Source organism: Porphyrobacter sp. AAP82 (assembly GCF_000331285.1).
GTDB lineage: Bacteria > Pseudomonadota > Alphaproteobacteria > Sphingomonadales > Sphingomonadaceae > Erythrobacter.
Window position 1 is genome coordinate 1 of sequence record NZ_ANFX01000005.1, and the last position, 16,003, is coordinate 16,003.

The window sequence follows — 16,003 nt, forward strand, 5'->3', positions numbered from 1 at the left end:
CGGCGCGATCGAGCGCGGCGGCGCGGGCCGCGCTCGGCATGGCCGCGAGCCGGCGCTGGGCAGTGCGCGCAGCCAGGGCGAGCGCCGTCACCAGCGCGGCGGGATCGGCAGCCTCGGCGGGCGTGAGGGCGGCGGTCATGGCGGTCATCCGCCCGCCCTAGCACCGCGCGGCGCGCGTGTCAGGCCCGCACCCCGATCCGCCCCGCAGGGCAGCGATTCGCCGCAGGGGAACGGGGGATTCGCACCTGCCGCAGGGCGCGTCTTGCAGCGCTTTTGCAAACGTTGATCGATTCGCCGCGATTCCGCATCGGCTCACCTAAGAGAGCAACTTAGGATTCGACCATAGAGGGCCTCCCTGATAGCTCCACCGCCCGGGGCACAACAAAAAAACCGGGGCCGCAATCTTGTCACTCAGAGATACCGCACATGCGTGGGGCGACCGGCTGCGGCATTGGTTCCCCGACCGCGAGTTCTTCATGCGCGCCGACGGGCAGGTGCGCTTCATCAAGGTCTCCTCGCAGCTCCAGATGCGCGTTGCCGGCGGCGTGGTCGTGCTGGCCTTGCTGTGGCTGGTCGCACTGGGCGTGATGGCCTGGGGCCAGTACCGCGCCGAGGCCGATCTTGCCTCCTTCGTCGAAGAGAAAGCCCGGGTCGCCAAGGCGGGCGAGCGGCTCAAGGAATATGGCGGCAATCTCGACAAGGTGGTCGATGATCTCAAGGAGCGGCAGGACTTCCTCGACGAGATGGCCCGGATGCTGCCCGAAGACATGGTCAAGGAAGGCGCGGCAAGCGGCACGATCACGGATTCGACCCGCGAGGCCGGCGAGACGGTCAAGAAGGTCAGCGCGCTGATCCCCGAGGCCCGCGGCCTTGCCGAACTCGAAGCCCGCCAGCTCGCCTATGTCGAGCGCCTCACCCGCTTTGCCGATGCCCGCGCGCGCCGCGCCGAGGCGGCAATGCGCAAGCTCAACCTCGATCCCCAGACCATGGCCCGCCAGGCGCAGGCGGCGATGGGCGGCCCCTTCGAGGCGCTGTCCGCCGCCGATCTCGACCCGCGTTTCGAACGGCTCGGCCTGTCGCTCGCCCGCATGACGGTGTTCGAGCGCGCGCTGGACGGCATCCCGCAGGTCGTGCCCGCCAGCATCCAGTCGATCACCTCGGGCTTCGGTTTCCGTCGCGATCCGTTCAACGGGCGCGGGGCAATGCATGCCGGGATCGACTTCAAGGGCCCGATCGGCTCGCCGATCTTCGCCGCCGCCGATGGCCGCGTGACCTTTGCCGGACGCAAATCGGGCTATGGCAATGCGATCGAGATCACCCACGCTAACGGAATGTTGACCCGCTACGCCCACTTGTCGCGGATCGATGTGCGGGTCGGTCAGGCGGTCGCGGCGGGCACGACGATCGGCGGGCTCGGCTCGACCGGACGCTCGACCGGTCCGCACTTGCATTTCGAAGTCCGCATCAATGACCGCGCGATCAATCCGCGCCCGTTTCTGGAGGCAGCCCCCGATGTTCTCAAGGAAGTCCGCGCAGCCGGATCCGGTTCCCCTGCCACCCGCCGCAGCGCCGCGGCCCGTTAACAGGAGCAGCATGATGGCCTCTGGCTCGACCTTTTCGGTGATCGGTGCGGATGTGACCATCACCGGCAACCTTAGCGCTTCGGCCGATCTGCATATCGACGGCACGGTGCTCGGCGATATCACCTGCGCCAGCCTCGTGCAGGGCGAGAAGAGCACGATCAACGGCGCGGTGGTGGCCGATAGCGCGCGGCTCGCGGGCAAGGTGACCGGGTCGATCACCGCCAAGGAGCTGGTGATCCTCAAGACCGCGCGGATCGAGGGCGATGTGCATTATGACGCGCTGACCATCGAACAGGGCGCCGAGGTCGACGGGCGCTTTGCCCCCAACGGCCGCGCCGCCCCGGCAGCTCCGGTCGCGGCAGCCGCCAAGCCCGTGCTCGAAATGGGCGCCGAAGCGGCGGAATAAGCCTGGCTCGCCCCCTCCCGCAAGCGGAAGAGGGGACCGGAGTCAGAGCACCTCGGCCCTCAGGGTCTTGCGATCCAGCTTGCCGATCATCGTCTTGGGCAGGCTTTCGCGCACCACCACCATGTCGACCCGCTCGTGCTTGCCGATGCGGGCGTTGAGCCAGTGTGCGAGTTCCTCGCCGGTGGCGCCGGCGCCTTCGTTCAGCGTCACATAGGCGCGCGGCACCTCGCCGCGATAGTCCTCGGGAACGCCGATCACCAGCGCCTCCTTCACGGCGGGGTGTTCGAGGATCACGTCCTCGACCACGCTCGGGAAGACCTTGAAGCCGCCCACCGCGATCATGTCCTTGATGCGGTCGACGATCTCGAGGAAGCCCTCGGCATCGATCCGCGCGACATCGCCGGTGCGCAGGTAGCGCTTGGCATCGATGGTGACGAAGGTTTCGGCATCGGTTTCGGGGCGGTTCCAGTAGCCGCGCATCACCTGCGGACCGTGGACTGCCAGCTCCCCGGGCTCGCCTTCCGGGGCAAGCCGCGCGGCGTCCTCCTTGTCGAGCAGCACCACCTGCGTCCCCGGCACCAGCTGGCCGATCGTCCCGCGCTTGCGGATGCCGTCATAGGGATTGGCCGAGACCACGCCCGAACTTTCGGTGAGGCCGTAGCCCTCACAGATGCGCACGCCGGTGACCGCCTCGAATTTTTCATGGACCGGTCCGGGCATCGGCGCGCCGCTGGAGATGCAGACTTTCAGACTGCCGAGATCGGTCTTCGCCAGATCGGGGTGATCGAGGATCGCCTGGAACATCGTCGGCACGCCGGGAAAGCCGGTGCAGCGGTAGCGCTGGATCGTTGCGAGCACTTGGCGGGTCTCGAACCGCGGCACCATCGCGATCGCGGCGCCCGTCACCATCGCGTGATTGAGCAGCGCGGTGTTGGCGAAGACGTGGAAGAACGGCAGCGCGCCCATGAACACCTCGCCCGCCGGATTGCCGAAGGGGTTGAGCGCGGCGACCTGCTGGGCGTTCACCGAAAGCTGGTCATGCCCCAGCATCGCGCCCTTGGGCCGCCCGGTGGTGCAGCCGGTATATTGCAGCAGGGCAAGATCGGCGGGGGTAACCTCGACCGGCACCGGATTGCCCGCCGGGGTCATTTCGGTCCAGCTCTTGATGGTCGGACCGTAAGCCACCGCGGCGATCTGGCTGCGCTTGAGGAGCCGGAGTGCCAGCCCCTTGTACCACGGCAGCTGGTCGGCAAGGCTGCCCACCACCAGCGTCTCGAGCGCCGAGGCGCCCAGCACCTTGCTCGCGGTCTTGTAGAGTTCGGGCACATCGACCGTCACCAGCACCCGGGTGCCGCTGTCGCCGACTTGCCAGCTCAGCTCCTCGACCGAATAGAGCGGCGAGAAGTTCACCACCACCGCGCCCGCCATCATCGCCCCGTAATAGGCGGCGGCGTAGATCGGGACATTGGGCAGGAACAGACCGACGCGGTCGCCCTTCTGGATGCCGATGGTCTGGAGCCCGAGGGCAAAGGCCTTGGCCTGCTTGTGGATCTGGGCGTAGCTGTAGGTCCGCCCGAGGAAATGCAGGAACGGCGCCTGCGGGTTCATCGCCAGCGTGCGTTCGAGCAGTGCGGGCAGGCTCGCGGGCGCGAAGGTCGTCTCGAGCGGGAGCGGGTGATGATAGGCGGTTGCGACGCTACTGACAGTCATGTCAATAATACTGGCGCACAAGCGAAACTGCCCGGGGGGCCTGCGCCAGAGAGCGAAATCCCGTCAGGCCGTGCCCGACACGGGGACCAAGTCAAACGTGAGTGGGACAGAGCAATTTCGGCCCGCCAAAGGACGGGCCGCGAGCGCACGCGCGCGAGCCGCAGGCGCTCAAGCCCGCAGGGCTTGAAACAGCGCCGAGGATGTGCCCGCGGAGGCGGGCACACACACAAGGGCTTCTCAGATAAACCCGCTCTCGGGGTCGATCTTCTCTTCGGCAGCCTCGGCTTCGCGTTTGCGGGCGAGCCAGGCTTCGGCCTCGGCTTCCTGCGCGGCCTGGGCTGCGGCCTTGTGGGTCGCATCGCGCTCGGCGCGCAGTTCCTCGATCAGCTTTTCGCGGTCGTTGCGCACCGGTGCGGCGGCGCCGTCCGCGTCTTCGGTGATCCCGGCGCGTTTGGCGGCCTTGGCAACCATCGCGTCCAGTTCACGCTGGGAACAAAGCCCGAGCGTCACCGGATCCTTGGGCTGGATGTTCTGGATGTTCCAGTGCGAGCGGTCGCGGATCGCGCCGATGGTGTTGCGGGTGGTGCCGATCAGCTTGGAGATCTGCGCATCCGACACCTCGGGGTGGTTGCGCAGGATCCAGGCGATGCCGTCGGGCTTGTCCTGACGCTTCGAGACCGGGGTGTAGCGCGGGCCCTTGGTGCGGGTCACCTCGACGGGCGCCTTGTGCATCTTGAGCGAGTAGGCGGGATCGGCCTGGCCTTTCTCGATCTCGCCTTGCGTCAATTCGCCCGAGTGGACCGGATCGCGGCCGGTATACTTGCTGCCCGCAAGGTCATCGGCCATCGCCTGCACTTCGAGGATGTGGAGGCCGCAGAACTCGGCGATCTGCTCGAAGGAGAGCGCGGTGTTGTCCACCAGCCAGGTCGCGGTGGCATGCGGCATCAGCGGCTTGGGCTGATCCTTGGTCGCCATGGGGGAATCTCCGTTGAAAATGAAAGGGCCGCCCCTTTCGGAGCGGCCGCCTTGCCAGCGCAGATAAGCGAAACCGTGCCAAACGGCAAGAAATGGATTCAGAATACGTCCGGCGTTTGAAGGCTGACAGCCTCGTCCTCTTCGAGCGCCACCAGTCCGGTCAGGAACTGCCGCGTCGCCGCGTCCCAGCTGAAGCTTGCGCCATAGCTCGCGCACAGCTTGCGGTCGCAATAGCGTGCGGCGTCGATCGCGCGGGTCAGGTCCTCGTGCATCGCCCCGACCTCGCTGGTGACGATGTCGAGCGGGCCGGGCACCGGAAAGGCGGCGACCGGCGTGCCGCAGGCGAGCGCCTCGATCATCACGAGACCGAAGGTGTCGGTGCGGCTCGGGAAGACGAACACATCCGCCCCGGCATAGCAGCCGGCGAGTTCCACGCCGCTCTTCTTGCCGAGGAAGCGCGCTTGGGGAAATTTCGCCTCGAGCGCCGCGCGGGCCGGGCCGTCGCCGACCACCACCTTGGTGCCGGGATAGGGGCAGGCGAGGAAGGCCTCGATATTCTTCTCGACCGCGATGCGCCCGACATAGAGCAGGATCGGTCCTTCAAGACCGGCATATTCGGGCGGCGGCGGGGCCTCGGGGGAGAAGCACGAAAGATCGACCCCCCGGCTCCAGTGGGTGAGCTGGGTCAGGCCCTGCTGCCGCAATTGCGCGCGGATCGTCTCGGTGGCGACCATGATGCGCTGCGCGGGGCGGTGGAACCAGCGGATATAGGGCCAGAAGACGCTCGCCGGCAGGCCGGTGCGGCGCGCGAGGTAATCGGGGAACTGGGTGTGGTAGGCGGTGGTGAAGGGCACCTTGCGGCGCAGGCAGTAACGCCTTGCGGCAAAGCCCAGGGGCCCCTCGGTCGCGATATGCACCGCTTCGGGCGCGATCTTCGCGAGCTGCCGCCCGACTGACCCCGGCGCGGTCAGCGCGAGGCGGATTTCGGGATAGGTCGGCGCGGGAACCGAGGGATAGCCCTCGGGGCTGATGACCGTGACCTCATGCCCCCAGGCGCGCAGCACGTCGCAGGTCGTCGAGAGTGTGCGCACCACCCCGTTGGTCTGCGGGTGCCAGGCATCGGTGACGATCGCGATCGATGCGGGGACAAGCCCCGCGGGCGCGATCGATGCGGGCACAAGCCCCGCGGGCGCGATCGATGCCGGGGCGGGAGAGGCACTGTCGGTCGGGATCGTCGCCAGCCGGTTCACGCCGCCTCGCGCGCCGGGCCCGCGACGGGCGCCCCGCCGTCGGCCGGATCGCCCGCACCCTCGGCGCGGCGCTTCATCTCTTCGGGCCAGTGGAGGATTTCCATGCGGCCGTCATGATGTTCGACCAGCGCGTTGCAGCCTTCCACCCAGTCGCCATCGTTCCAGTATTCGATCGCCTTGCCGTTGTGATCGAACATGCGGAATTCGGCGGTGTGGATGTGGCCGCACACCACGCCATCGACGCCGCGCTCGCCGGCGGCGCGGGCGACGACTTCCTCGTACTTGCCGATGAACTCGACCGCGTTCTTGACCTTGTGCTTGGCCGCCTTGCTGAGCGACCAGTAGGGCTTGCCCATCCAGCGCCGCACGGTGTTCACCGCGACGTTGCACTTCATCATGAAGTGGTAGGCATGGTCGCCCACGAAGGCGAGCCAGCGGTGCGAGAGCATCACCGCGTCGAACTCGTCGCCGTGGAGCACCATCAGGCGGCGACCGTCGGCGGTGTCGTGGAAGGCGGCGCGGCGGATTTCGATCCCGCCGAAGTTGAGGCCGGTGAACTGGCGGAACATCTCGTCGTGGTTGCCCGGGATGTAGACCACCCGGGTGCCGCGGCGGGCGCGCTTCATGATGCGCCACACGATGTCGTTGTGCGCGGAAGGCCAGTAAAACTTCTTCTTGAGGCGCCAGCCGTCGATGATGTCGCCGACCAGATACATGGTCTGGCTGTCGGTATGATCGAGGAAGTCGATCAGCATGTCGGCGTTGCAGCCCTTGGTGCCGAGGTGCACGTCGCTGATCCAGATCGTCCGATAGGAACGCCGCGAGTTGCCCTCGGGTTCGGGGATGCGCGGAGCGGCCGTGGGGAAGCTGGCAATATTGTCGCTGATCAGGTCGGAGAGTTCGGCACTGGTCATGGGTAACCCTTGAGTGTCATTTCCCGTCCGATCCCCATGGCAGCCAATTGTTACAGCCGACTCACAGACAAATGACGGTTTCGCGTCATTTTCCGAAAGGTGGACGAGTCAATCGTGACCCATGCAGGCCCATTGCTGACCAGAATATGACTATTGCACGACAAATCAAGGGCCCGCGCGGGCTGTCCGTCGATCGGCCCCGTCAGTCCATCGGGACGAAGCCCGGCAGCGCCCGGACCCGTTCGATCCACGCGGCGACGGCCGGATAATCCGCAAGCGCAAACCCGCCCTCGCCTGCCACATGGGTGTAGGCGAACAGCGTGATATCAGCGAGGCTCGGCGCCGCGCCGCAGAAAAACGTGCGCGGTTCCAGATGTTTGTCCATCACAGCCAGCGCCGCCTCGCCGCCTGCGGTCTTGCCGGGGATGGCGGCCAGCTGTTCGGGCGACAGGTTCGCCTCGCCGATGATCGCCAACCAGAAGCGCAAGGTCGCGATGTTGGGCTCGTGGCTATATTGCTCGAAGCACATCCAGCGCAGGCAATCGGCCTGGGCAAAGCGCTCCGCCGGGATCAGCGACGTCCCCTGCGCGAGGTACCAGCAGGCCGCGTTGCTCTCCGGCAAATACAGCGCGCCCTCGCCCGCGCCGATCTGCAGGACGGGGATTCGCCCGTTGGCATTCACCTGCGACAGGAATGCGGGGGTGCGCGTCTCGCCCCTGGTGATGTCATAGGCCCGCCGCGCCAGCGGCAGGCCGAGCAGCGCGGCGGTCAGCACGATCTTGTAGCAATTCCCGCTGCGGGGGTCTTCGTGAAGGGTGAGGGTATCAGCCACCCGCCACTTCCAGCACGATCTTGCCGATATGCTCGCGCGCTTCCATCCGCGCGTGGGCGGCGGCGGCTTCGGCGAGGGGGAAGCTCATGTCCATCACCGGCGCGATCTCGCCTTCGGCGAAGAGCGGCCAGGCGTTCTCGGCGATCTCGTCGGCGAGCGCGGCCTTGAAGGCGTCAGAGCGCGGGCGCAGGGTCGATCCGGTCAGCGTCAGGCGGCGCATCATCACCTGCGCCATGTTGATCTCGGCCCGCGCGCCGCCCAGCACGGCGATGGTGACGTGGCGGCCATCCTCGGCGAGGCATTTGAGGTTTTTCGCGACATAATCGCCCGAGACCATGTCGAGCACGATGTCGACGCCCTTGCCCCCGGTGTGCGCCATCACCGCTTCGGCATAGTCCTGCTGGCGGTAGTTGATGGCAAGATCGGCGCCGATGCGGGTGGCGGCGGCGCATTTGGCATCGTCGCCGCAAGTGACGATGACCTGCATGTCGAACGCCTTGGCGAGGCTGATCGCCATCGTGCCGATGCCCGAGGTGCCGCCGTGGACCAGCACGGTCTCCCCGTCGCGCGCAAGGCCGCGTTCGAACAGGTTGTGCCACACGGTGAACAGCGTTTCGGGAACCGCCGCCGCCTCGGCGAGCAGCATGCCGTCCGGCACCAGCAGGCAGTGCTGCCAGTGCGCCGCGCAATATTCGGCATAGCCCCCGCCCGGGGTGAGCGCGGCGACACGCTGCCCGATCATCTCGCGCGGGACCTCGGAGCCGACCGCGACGATCTCGCCCGAGACTTCGAGCCCGAGTAGCGGCGAGGCGCCCGGCGGCGGGGGGTAGAGCCCGGCGCGCTGGAGGCAATCGGGGCGGTTGACCCCGGCATAGGCGACCCGGATCAGCACATCATCGGGCCGCAGGCGCGGGACCGGCGCGGTCTGGATGCGCAGCACCTCGGGCCCGCCCGGCGCGTCAAAGCCAATCGATCGCATGGTTTCCGGAAGGCCCGATCCCTCGCTAACCCCCATTTTGTCGTCCCCGAAGTGGCGTATTAACCAATGTAGCTTCGGCGAATAACCGTCTCGCCGATTGACAGCAAGCCGCTTGGGGCGGATGCTGCACGGCAATGGAAGAACCCGATCGCCCAAGGCCTGTCGGAGATGCCGCCTCGAGGCTCGCGTCCGAGGACCTCGGCCCCTACTCGCAGGCCGAGCTGGACGAGCGGATCGCGGTGTTGGAGGCGGAAATCGCGCGGGTTTCAGCCCACCGGGCCAAGGCCGCCGCGCACCGCGCCGCCGCCGACGCGCTGTTCGGGAAGGGGGGTGGATGATCCCCCTTCGCATTTCCCTCGTAACTCGCCTTAGGGATTCGCAATTCCCTCTCCCCCACCCATATTGCGCTCGACCGGCTCTCTCCGCCCCCTCGCCACGGGCATCCACCCGCTGAAAGGCCTCTCCCATGCCCAGCTTCGCCCAGAACCTCGAACGCACGCTGCACAACGCGCTCGGCAACGCGTCCGAACGGCGGCACGAATATGCCACGCTCGAACACCTGCTGCTGGCGCTGATCGACGATGAGGACGCGGCCGCCGTGATGGCCGCCTGCGGGGTCGACTTTGCCGAACTGGGCGAGGTCGTGAAGCAGTATCTCGACCAGGAATACCAGAGCCTCAAGACCGAGGACGGCGCCGATCCGCAGCCCACCGCCGGGTTCCAGCGGGTGATCCAGCGCGCGATCCTGCATGTCCAGTCCTCGGGCAAGGACACCGTCACCGGCGCCAACGTGCTGGTCGCGCTGTTTTCCGAGCGCGATTCCTACGCGGTCTACTTCCTCCAGCAGCAGGACATGAGCCGCCTGGATGCGGTCAGCTACATCAGCCACGGCATCGGCAAGGGCGGCCGGCAGATCGAAAGCAAGACCCCGCAGGGCACCGACAAGGCCGAAGAAGCCGCGCAGACCAAGCAGGAAGGCGGCAACAAGAAGGAAACCGCGCTCGACCAGTTCACCGTCAATCTCAACGCCAAGGCGGAAAGTGGCAAGATCGATCCGCTGATCGGGCGCGGGCCCGAGGTTGACCGGACGATCCAGATCCTGTGCCGCCGCTCGAAGAACAACCCGCTCTACGTGGGCGATCCCGGCGTCGGCAAGACCGCGATCGCCGAGGGTCTCGCGCGCAAGATCGTCGAGGGCGACGTGCCCGAAGTGCTCGCCGAGGCGGTGATCTACTCGCTCGACATGGGCGCGCTGCTCGCCGGCACGCGCTACCGCGGCGACTTCGAGGAGCGGCTGAAGCAGGTCGTCTCCGAGCTCGAGGGCATGCCCCATGCGGCGCTGTTCATCGACGAGATCCACACCGTGATCGGCGCGGGCGCGACCAGCGGGGGGGCGATGGACGCCTCGAACCTGTTGAAGCCTGCCCTGTCGTCGGGCGCGATCCGCTGCATCGGCTCGACCACCTACAAGGAGTTCCGCAACCACTTCGAAAAGGACCGCGCCCTGCTGCGCCGGTTCCAGAAGATCGACGTGAACGAACCCACGATCGAAGACACGATCAAGATCCTGAAGGGCCTCAGGACCGCCTTCGAGGATCACCACAAGGTCAAGTACACCCCCGACGCGATCAAGACCGCGGTCGAGCTGTCGGCGCGCTACATCAATGACCGCAAGCTCCCCGACAAGGCGATCGACGTGATCGACGAGGTCGGCGCGATGCAGATGCTGGTGCCGCCCAGCCGCCGCAAGAAGACCATCACCGCGCGCGAGATCGAACAGGTGATCGCGACGATGGCGCGCATCCCCCCCAAGTCGGTGAGCAAGGACGACAAGAAGGCGCTCGAGAACCTCGAACGCGATCTGAAGCACGTGGTGTTCGGGCAGGACGATGCGATCGTGCGCCTCGCCACCGCCATGAAGCTCAGCCGTGCAGGGCTTCGCGATCCCGACAAGCCGATCGGGAGCTTCCTGTTCTCCGGCCCCACCGGCGTCGGCAAGACCGAAGTCGCGCGCCAGCTCGCCACCATCATGGGGATCGAGCTGAAGCGCTTCGACATGTCGGAATATATGGAGCGCCACTCGGTCTCCCGCCTGATCGGCGCGCCTCCGGGCTATGTCGGCTATGACCAGGGCGGCCTCCTCACCGACGCGGTCGACCAGAACCCGCATTGCGTGCTGCTGCTGGACGAGATCGAGAAGGCCCACCCGGACCTCTACAACATCCTCTTGCAGGTGATGGATAACGGCCGCCTCACCGATCACCACGGCAAGACGGTCGATTTCCGCAATGTGGTCCTGATCATGACCACCAATGCGGGCGCGGCCGATATGGCGCGGCAGGGCATCGGCTTTGGCGACGTATCGAAGGAAGATGCGGGCGACGAGGCGGTGAAGAAGATGTTCACCCCCGAATTCCGCAACCGCCTCGATGCGATCGTGCCCTTCGCCTATCTCGGCAAGAGCATCGTTGCGCGCGTGGTCGACAAGTTCATCCTCCAGCTCGAATTGCAGCTGGCCGAACAGAACGTCCACATCCAGTTCGACAGCGACGCCCGCGCGTGGCTCGCCGACAGGGGCTATGACAAGCTCTACGGCGCCCGCCCGATGGCCCGCCTGATCCAGGAAAAGATCAAGCAGCCGCTCGCCGAGGAACTGCTGTTCGGCAAGCTCTCCGAAGGCGGCGAGGTCCATGTCAGCATCAAGGACGGCAAGCCCGCCTTCGAGATGACCCCGGCCCCGCCCAAGGTGAAGCCGGCCAAGAAGGTCTCGGTCAAGAAGAAGGGCGCTGCGGCCAAGAAGCCCGAGACCGAGACTGACGAAGGCTGATGCGCTCCGGACTGACGTTACTGGCGGCGGCGGGGGTGCTTGTGGGCACCGCCGCCGCTCCCGCATTCGCCCAGCCCGCCGAGCTCGCGCCCGAAGGCATGGCCGCACACCTTGCCGAGGTCGGCAGCTGGCGCTTCGCCACCCGCGAGCGCGACAGCAAGGGCCAGCCGGTCTGCTCGGAAGTGTGGCGCTTCAACGCCGACGGCACCGCGCTGGTCGAAAGCGGGGCGGAGCGCGTCACCAAAAGCTGGCGCACGGCCGAGGACGATGGCGAGCGCTGGCTCTACACCACCTCGCTCGCCACCAACGGCGCGCCCGATTGCACCGGGGGCACGAGCGATCCGGCGCGCTACCCGCGCGCGGAATCGGGCTTCGTGCTGATGTTCTTCAACAGCGGCATCGCGCTCACCTGCGCCCCGCCCGAGGTGGTGCAGGGCCCCGACGGCAAGCCGGTCAAGTTCGTCAGCGACGAAAGCTGCTGGGGCACGCTCGCGCCGCTGCCCAACGGCTGAGCCACTTGCCCACCCCCAACCCCTCCCGCAAGCGGGAGGGGGACTGGTTGGCGCTGATACTCCCCTCCCGCTTGCGGGAGGGGCCGGGGGTGGGAATGTCTCGGAACTCAAATCACCCCATTCCCGTATCCCTCCCATGACCGCCCCGCCCTTCTCCTGGATCCGGCCCGAGCCGTGGGGCATCCACATCGTCCCCGCCGACGCCTGGGTCGATCCCTCGCGGCCCGTGCCCCGCGCGCTGGTCACCCATGGCCACGCGGACCACGCCCGCGGCGGGCACGGCATCACCATCGCCACCCCCGCGACGCTCGCGATCATGGAATTGCGCTACCAGACCCGCGAAGGGGCCTCGCCGGCCGAATATGGCGAGAGCCTCGACATCGGCGGCGGCGTGACGGCGACCTGGCTGCCTGCAGGCCACGTGCTCGGCTCTGCGCAGATCCTGCTCGAGCACGCGGGCGAGCGCGTCATCATCACCGGCGACTACAAGCGCGCCCCCGATCCGACCTGCGAAGCCTTCGCCGTCACCCCCTGCGACATCTTCATCACCGAGGCGACCTTCGGCCTGCCCCTGTTCACCCATCCCCCCATCGGCGAGGAGATCGCCAAGCTGCTCGACGCGCGTGTCGAAAATCCCGATTCCTGCATCCTCGTCGGCGCCTATGCGCTGGGCAAGGCGCAGCGGGTGATCGCGGAACTGCGGGCGGCGGGGCACACCGAGACGATCTGGCTCCACGGCGCGATGGAGGCGATGTGCCGGCTGTATGAAGAACACGGCGTCGTGCTGGGCGATCTGCGTCTGGTCAGCGATGCGCCATCGAAAGACGCGATGCGCGGGCAGATCGTGGTCGCCCCGCCCTCGGCGCTCAATGACCGCTGGAGCCGCCGCCTGCCCGAACCCGTCACCGCGATGGCGTCAGGCTGGATGCGCGTCCGCCAGCGCGCCCGCCAACGCGGGGTCGAACTGCCGCTGGTCATCTCCGACCATGCCGACTGGGGCGAACTGACCCGCACCATCGGCGAGGTCAACCCGGCCGAGACCTGGATCACCCATGGCCGCGAGGAAGCGCTGCTGCGCTGGTGCGAGCTGAACCAGCGCCGCGCCCGCGCGCTGGCGCTGGTGGGATACGAGGACGAGGATGATTGAGGGGGTGGGCAAATCCTCCCCCACCGGGGGAGGGAGACCGCGACCCGCAAGGTCGGGGTGGAGGGGCGAACGCCGCTCGCCCCTCCACCATGCTGCGCATGCTCCCCCTCCCCGTTCCGGGGAGGATGACTTACTTGATCGCGGCCAGATCGGCGGCGATCTTGGTCAGCATCTCGTCGGTGATGAGGCCCTGCGAGAAGGGGGCGAGCGCCTTGAGGCTGAGCGCCTTGAACTGGTCATAGGCCGGGTGCTGGGTGATGTCCTGCCCGCCGAAATTCGCGGTCACCACCGCCTTGGCGCGCTCGTCGGCCATCAGGGATTCGATCGGGATGTCGATGGTGAAGGCCGGGGCCGGCGCGGGGGTCGCGGTGTCTTGCGCCAGCACGGCGGCAGGGGCGGTCACGGCGGCAAGAGCAAGGCCGAGGGCGGCGAGAGGCGCAAACTTCATGAAGCGGTTTCCTTGATGGCAAATGGGCTGACACGAATGTCAGCAACGCGCTCTAGCGGATTTATGTGGCCGCGCAATGAACGGGTGGGGCGTTCAGGGGGCGGGGCCTGATGGAGGAATTCGCCGCCCTGCTCGATGCGCTGGTCTACACCACCAGCCGCAACCGCAAGCTGGCGCTGATCGCGGCCTATCTGCGGCAAGCCCCCGATCCCGACCGCGGCTGGGCGCTCGCCGCGCTGACCGACGGGCTCGATTTTCCGGCGGTGAAGTCCGCGACGATCCGGGGCCTGATGATGGAGCGGGTCGATCCGGTGCTGTGGGCGCTGAGCCGCGATTTCGTCGGCGATACGGCCGAGACCGCGAGCCTCTTGTGGCCGGAACCGCAGGACGCGCAGCCGCAGCCGCCGCTTTCGCTGGTCGCGGTGGTCGAGCGTCTCTCCGCCCTGACCCGCACCAGCGCCCCGCGCGAGTTGCCCGCGCTGTTCGACCGGCTCGACGCGCGGGGCCGCTATGCGCTGATCAAGCTCGCCACCGGAGGGATGCGCGTGGGCGTGTCGGCCCGCCTCGCCAAGACCGCTTTCGCGCAGGCCTTCGGGGTCGCGGTCGAGGAGGTCGAGGAATATTGGCACGCGCTCGCCCCGCCCTATGCCGAGCTCTTCGCCTGGGCGGCAGGCGGCGGCCCTGCCCCCGACCTTGCCCATACCCCGCGCTTCCGCCCCTTCATGCTCGCCCACCCGCTCGAGGACGGAGTGGTCGATCTGGCGGATTACGCCGCCGAGTGGAAGTGGGACGGGATCCGGGTGCAATTGGTCAGGGCCACCAATCACGAAGGGCGCGGGGAGACGCGGGTCTATTCGCGCTCGGGCGACGATATCTCGGCGACCTTCCCCGAACTGCTCGATGTTTTGCCGATGGATGCCGTGCTCGATGGCGAATTGCTGGTGCGCGGCAGCGCGCAGGGGGGCGAGGCGGGCGGCGCGGCCAGCTTCAACGCGCTCCAGCAGCGGCTCGGGAGGAAGACCGTCTCCAAGGCGATGCTGCGCGATTATCCCGCCTTCGTGCGGCTCTATGACGTGCTGCTGCTGGAAGGCGAGGACTGGCGCGAGGCCCCGTGGAAGTCGCGCCGCGCAACTCTCGAAGCCGTGATGCCGCTCCTGCCGGCCAGCCATTTCGACCTGTCGCAACTGGTCGAGGCCGAGAATTTCGAAGCCCTCGCCCGCATCCGCGATAGCGCGCGCGACGAGGCGATCGAGGGCCTGATGCTCAAGCACCGCGACAGCCCCTACATCGCGGGCCGCAAGGTCGCGCTGTGGTACAAGTGGAAGCGCGATCCGCTGCTGGTCGATTGCGTGGTGATGTATGCCCAGCGCGGGAGCGGCAAGCGCTCGAGCTTCTACAGCGATTACACCTTCGGCTGCTGGGACGGCGATCCCGATGCCGGGGCCGAGCTGCTCCCCGTCGGCAAGGCCTATTCGGGCTTCACCGACGAGGAGCTGAAGAAGCTCGACCGTTTCGTGCGGCAGAACACGCTGAACAAGTTCGGCCCGGTGCGCGAAGTGGCGCGCAGCCTCGTGTTCGAGGTCGCCTTCGATTCGGTCCACGCCTCGAAGCGCCACAAGTCCGGTCTTGCGATGCGCTTCCCCCGCATCCACCGCATCCGCTGGGACAAGCCCGCGCACGAGGCGGACCGGATCGCGAGTCTTCGTGCGCTCATCAAGGATTAGCTGATCCTCGGCGCGGGTCTTCCGCCGGACTGTGTCCGGCTCCGGGTGCCTGCGGGCGGGCGGTCGCCCTTGCCGCCCCAGGGGCCGAAATGGGGGCGCTGATCAAGGATTGACGCACGGCCCTGCGGCGCCCATCAAGTTGCAAATAGCAACGGAGAAATGCCCATGTCCTATGCCACCGCCGCGCTTGCCACCTATGCCAACATGCTCGGCACGCTCGATCACCTCGTCACCAAGGCGGAAGGCCACGCGAACGGCGAGGCGCTGCTGCAAGCCCGGCTCGCCGCGGATATGTTCCCGCTCGAAACCCAGATCCGCTTCACGATCGATCAGGTGGTGACCGCGCTGAACCGGCTCGGCAATGCCGGGATCGCCGCCGACAACAGTGACATCACCACCTTCGCCGAGACCCATGCGCGCATCGCCGCCGTGCGTGAGCTGGTGGCGAACACCGATCCCGCCACCTGGCCGGCGAGCGGCGATACGGTGGATTTCACCCTCCCCAACGGCATGGCCTTCGCGATGCAGGCGCACGAATATTGCCGCGACTGGACCACGCCGCAGTTCTACTTCCACCTGATGGCCGCCTATGCGATCCTGCGCGCCGAGGGCGTGCCGCTCGGCAAGATCGATTATGTCGGCTACATGATGCGCTACATGAAGCAGCCCGCGCCCGCCGCCTGAGGAGACCGCCCC

Annotated in this window: 15 protein-coding genes; 8 read left to right on the forward strand and 7 right to left on the reverse strand. The window is 67.4% G+C overall.

Annotated elements, in window-relative coordinates; translation table 11 throughout:
- The first annotated feature begins 476 nt into the window (after window positions 1-476).
- Both D620_RS0100035 and D620_RS0100040 read left to right on the forward strand, forming a co-directional pair.
- Window positions 477-1,583, forward strand: coding sequence for a M23 family metallopeptidase (locus tag D620_RS0100035; protein WP_017663729.1), 1,107 nt, complete (start codon window positions 477-479; stop codon window positions 1,581-1,583).
- Window positions 1,584-1,593: 10 nt separating this feature from the next.
- On the forward strand, window positions 1,594-1,989 hold the full coding sequence (locus tag D620_RS0100040; protein WP_017663730.1) for a polymer-forming cytoskeletal protein: 396 nt from the start codon (window positions 1,594-1,596) through the stop codon (window positions 1,987-1,989).
- A gap of 42 nt (window positions 1,990-2,031) precedes the next feature.
- On the opposite strand, the gene D620_RS0100045 is transcribed toward D620_RS0100040, so the two are convergent.
- The 6 genes from D620_RS0100045 to D620_RS0100070 all read right to left on the reverse strand — a co-directional run bounded on the left by D620_RS0100045 (window position 2,032) and on the right by D620_RS0100070 (window position 8,649).
- Entirely contained in the window at window positions 2,032-3,699 is a 1,668-nt protein-coding gene (locus D620_RS0100045; protein ID WP_017663731.1) for an AMP-binding protein, read from the reverse strand.
- Between the two features lie 237 nt (window positions 3,700-3,936).
- Window positions 3,937-4,674, reverse strand: coding sequence for a DUF1013 domain-containing protein (locus D620_RS0100050; protein WP_017663732.1), 738 nt, complete (start codon window positions 4,672-4,674; stop codon window positions 3,937-3,939).
- Between the two features lie 98 nt (window positions 4,675-4,772).
- Window positions 4,773-5,870: a glycosyltransferase family 4 protein gene (locus D620_RS0100055; RefSeq protein WP_420705274.1), complete on the reverse strand. Its 1,098-nt coding sequence runs from the start codon at window positions 5,868-5,870 to the stop codon at window positions 4,773-4,775.
- Window positions 5,871-5,920: 50 nt separating this feature from the next.
- Window positions 5,921-6,838: a UDP-2,3-diacylglucosamine diphosphatase gene (locus tag D620_RS0100060; protein WP_017663734.1), complete on the reverse strand. Its 918-nt coding sequence runs from the start codon at window positions 6,836-6,838 to the stop codon at window positions 5,921-5,923.
- Between the two features lie 202 nt (window positions 6,839-7,040).
- Window positions 7,041-7,670: a glutathione S-transferase family protein gene (locus D620_RS0100065; protein WP_017663735.1), complete on the reverse strand. Its 630-nt coding sequence runs from the start codon at window positions 7,668-7,670 to the stop codon at window positions 7,041-7,043.
- The gene (locus tag D620_RS0100070) at window positions 7,663-8,649 is read right to left on the reverse strand and encodes an NAD(P)H-quinone oxidoreductase (protein WP_017663736.1); all 987 of its coding nucleotides are present in this window, start codon (window positions 8,647-8,649) and stop codon (window positions 7,663-7,665) included. Before D620_RS0100070 ends, D620_RS0100065 begins: the two co-directional genes overlap by 8 nt.
- A gap of 134 nt (window positions 8,650-8,783) precedes the next feature.
- Between D620_RS0100070 and D620_RS0100075 the strand changes: the two genes are divergently transcribed.
- The 4 genes from D620_RS0100075 (at window position 8,784) to D620_RS0100090 (ending at window position 13,135) form a co-directional block, all read left to right on the forward strand.
- Entirely contained in the window at window positions 8,784-8,987 is a 204-nt protein-coding gene (locus D620_RS0100075) for a DUF1192 domain-containing protein (RefSeq protein ID WP_017663737.1), read from the forward strand.
- Between the two features lie 128 nt (window positions 8,988-9,115).
- Window positions 9,116-11,476 (forward strand): ATP-dependent Clp protease ATP-binding subunit ClpA, encoded by a 2,361-nt coding sequence (clpA, locus tag D620_RS0100080; RefSeq protein WP_017663738.1) that lies wholly within the window; start codon window positions 9,116-9,118, stop codon window positions 11,474-11,476.
- Window positions 11,476-11,988, forward strand: coding sequence for a hypothetical protein (locus tag D620_RS0100085; RefSeq protein WP_155799895.1), 513 nt, complete (start codon window positions 11,476-11,478; stop codon window positions 11,986-11,988). The genes clpA and D620_RS0100085 overlap by 1 nt, the downstream gene beginning before the upstream one ends.
- Before the next feature lie 136 nt (window positions 11,989-12,124).
- Window positions 12,125-13,135, forward strand: coding sequence for a ligase-associated DNA damage response exonuclease (locus tag D620_RS0100090; RefSeq protein WP_017663740.1), 1,011 nt, complete (start codon window positions 12,125-12,127; stop codon window positions 13,133-13,135).
- Window positions 13,136-13,265: 130 nt separating this feature from the next.
- On the opposite strand, the gene D620_RS0100095 is transcribed toward D620_RS0100090, so the two are convergent.
- A complete protein-coding gene (locus tag D620_RS0100095) occupies window positions 13,266-13,583 on the reverse strand; it encodes a hypothetical protein (RefSeq protein WP_017663741.1) in 318 nt (105 codons plus the stop codon).
- Between the two features lie 110 nt (window positions 13,584-13,693).
- Here D620_RS0100095 and D620_RS0100100 point away from each other — a divergent pair, with 110 nt between their 5' ends.
- Together D620_RS0100100 and D620_RS0100105 are read left to right on the forward strand one after the other, a co-directional pair.
- Window positions 13,694-15,307, forward strand: a complete 1,614-nt coding sequence (locus D620_RS0100100) for a cisplatin damage response ATP-dependent DNA ligase (protein ID WP_017663742.1) — start codon at window positions 13,694-13,696, stop codon at window positions 15,305-15,307.
- Between the two features lie 165 nt (window positions 15,308-15,472).
- Window positions 15,473-15,991 carry a DUF1993 domain-containing protein gene (locus tag D620_RS0100105; RefSeq protein WP_017663743.1) on the forward strand — a complete coding sequence of 173 codons (519 nt, stop codon included), beginning with the start codon at window positions 15,473-15,475 and terminating at the stop codon, window positions 15,989-15,991.
- Window positions 15,992-16,003 lie beyond the last annotated feature (12 nt).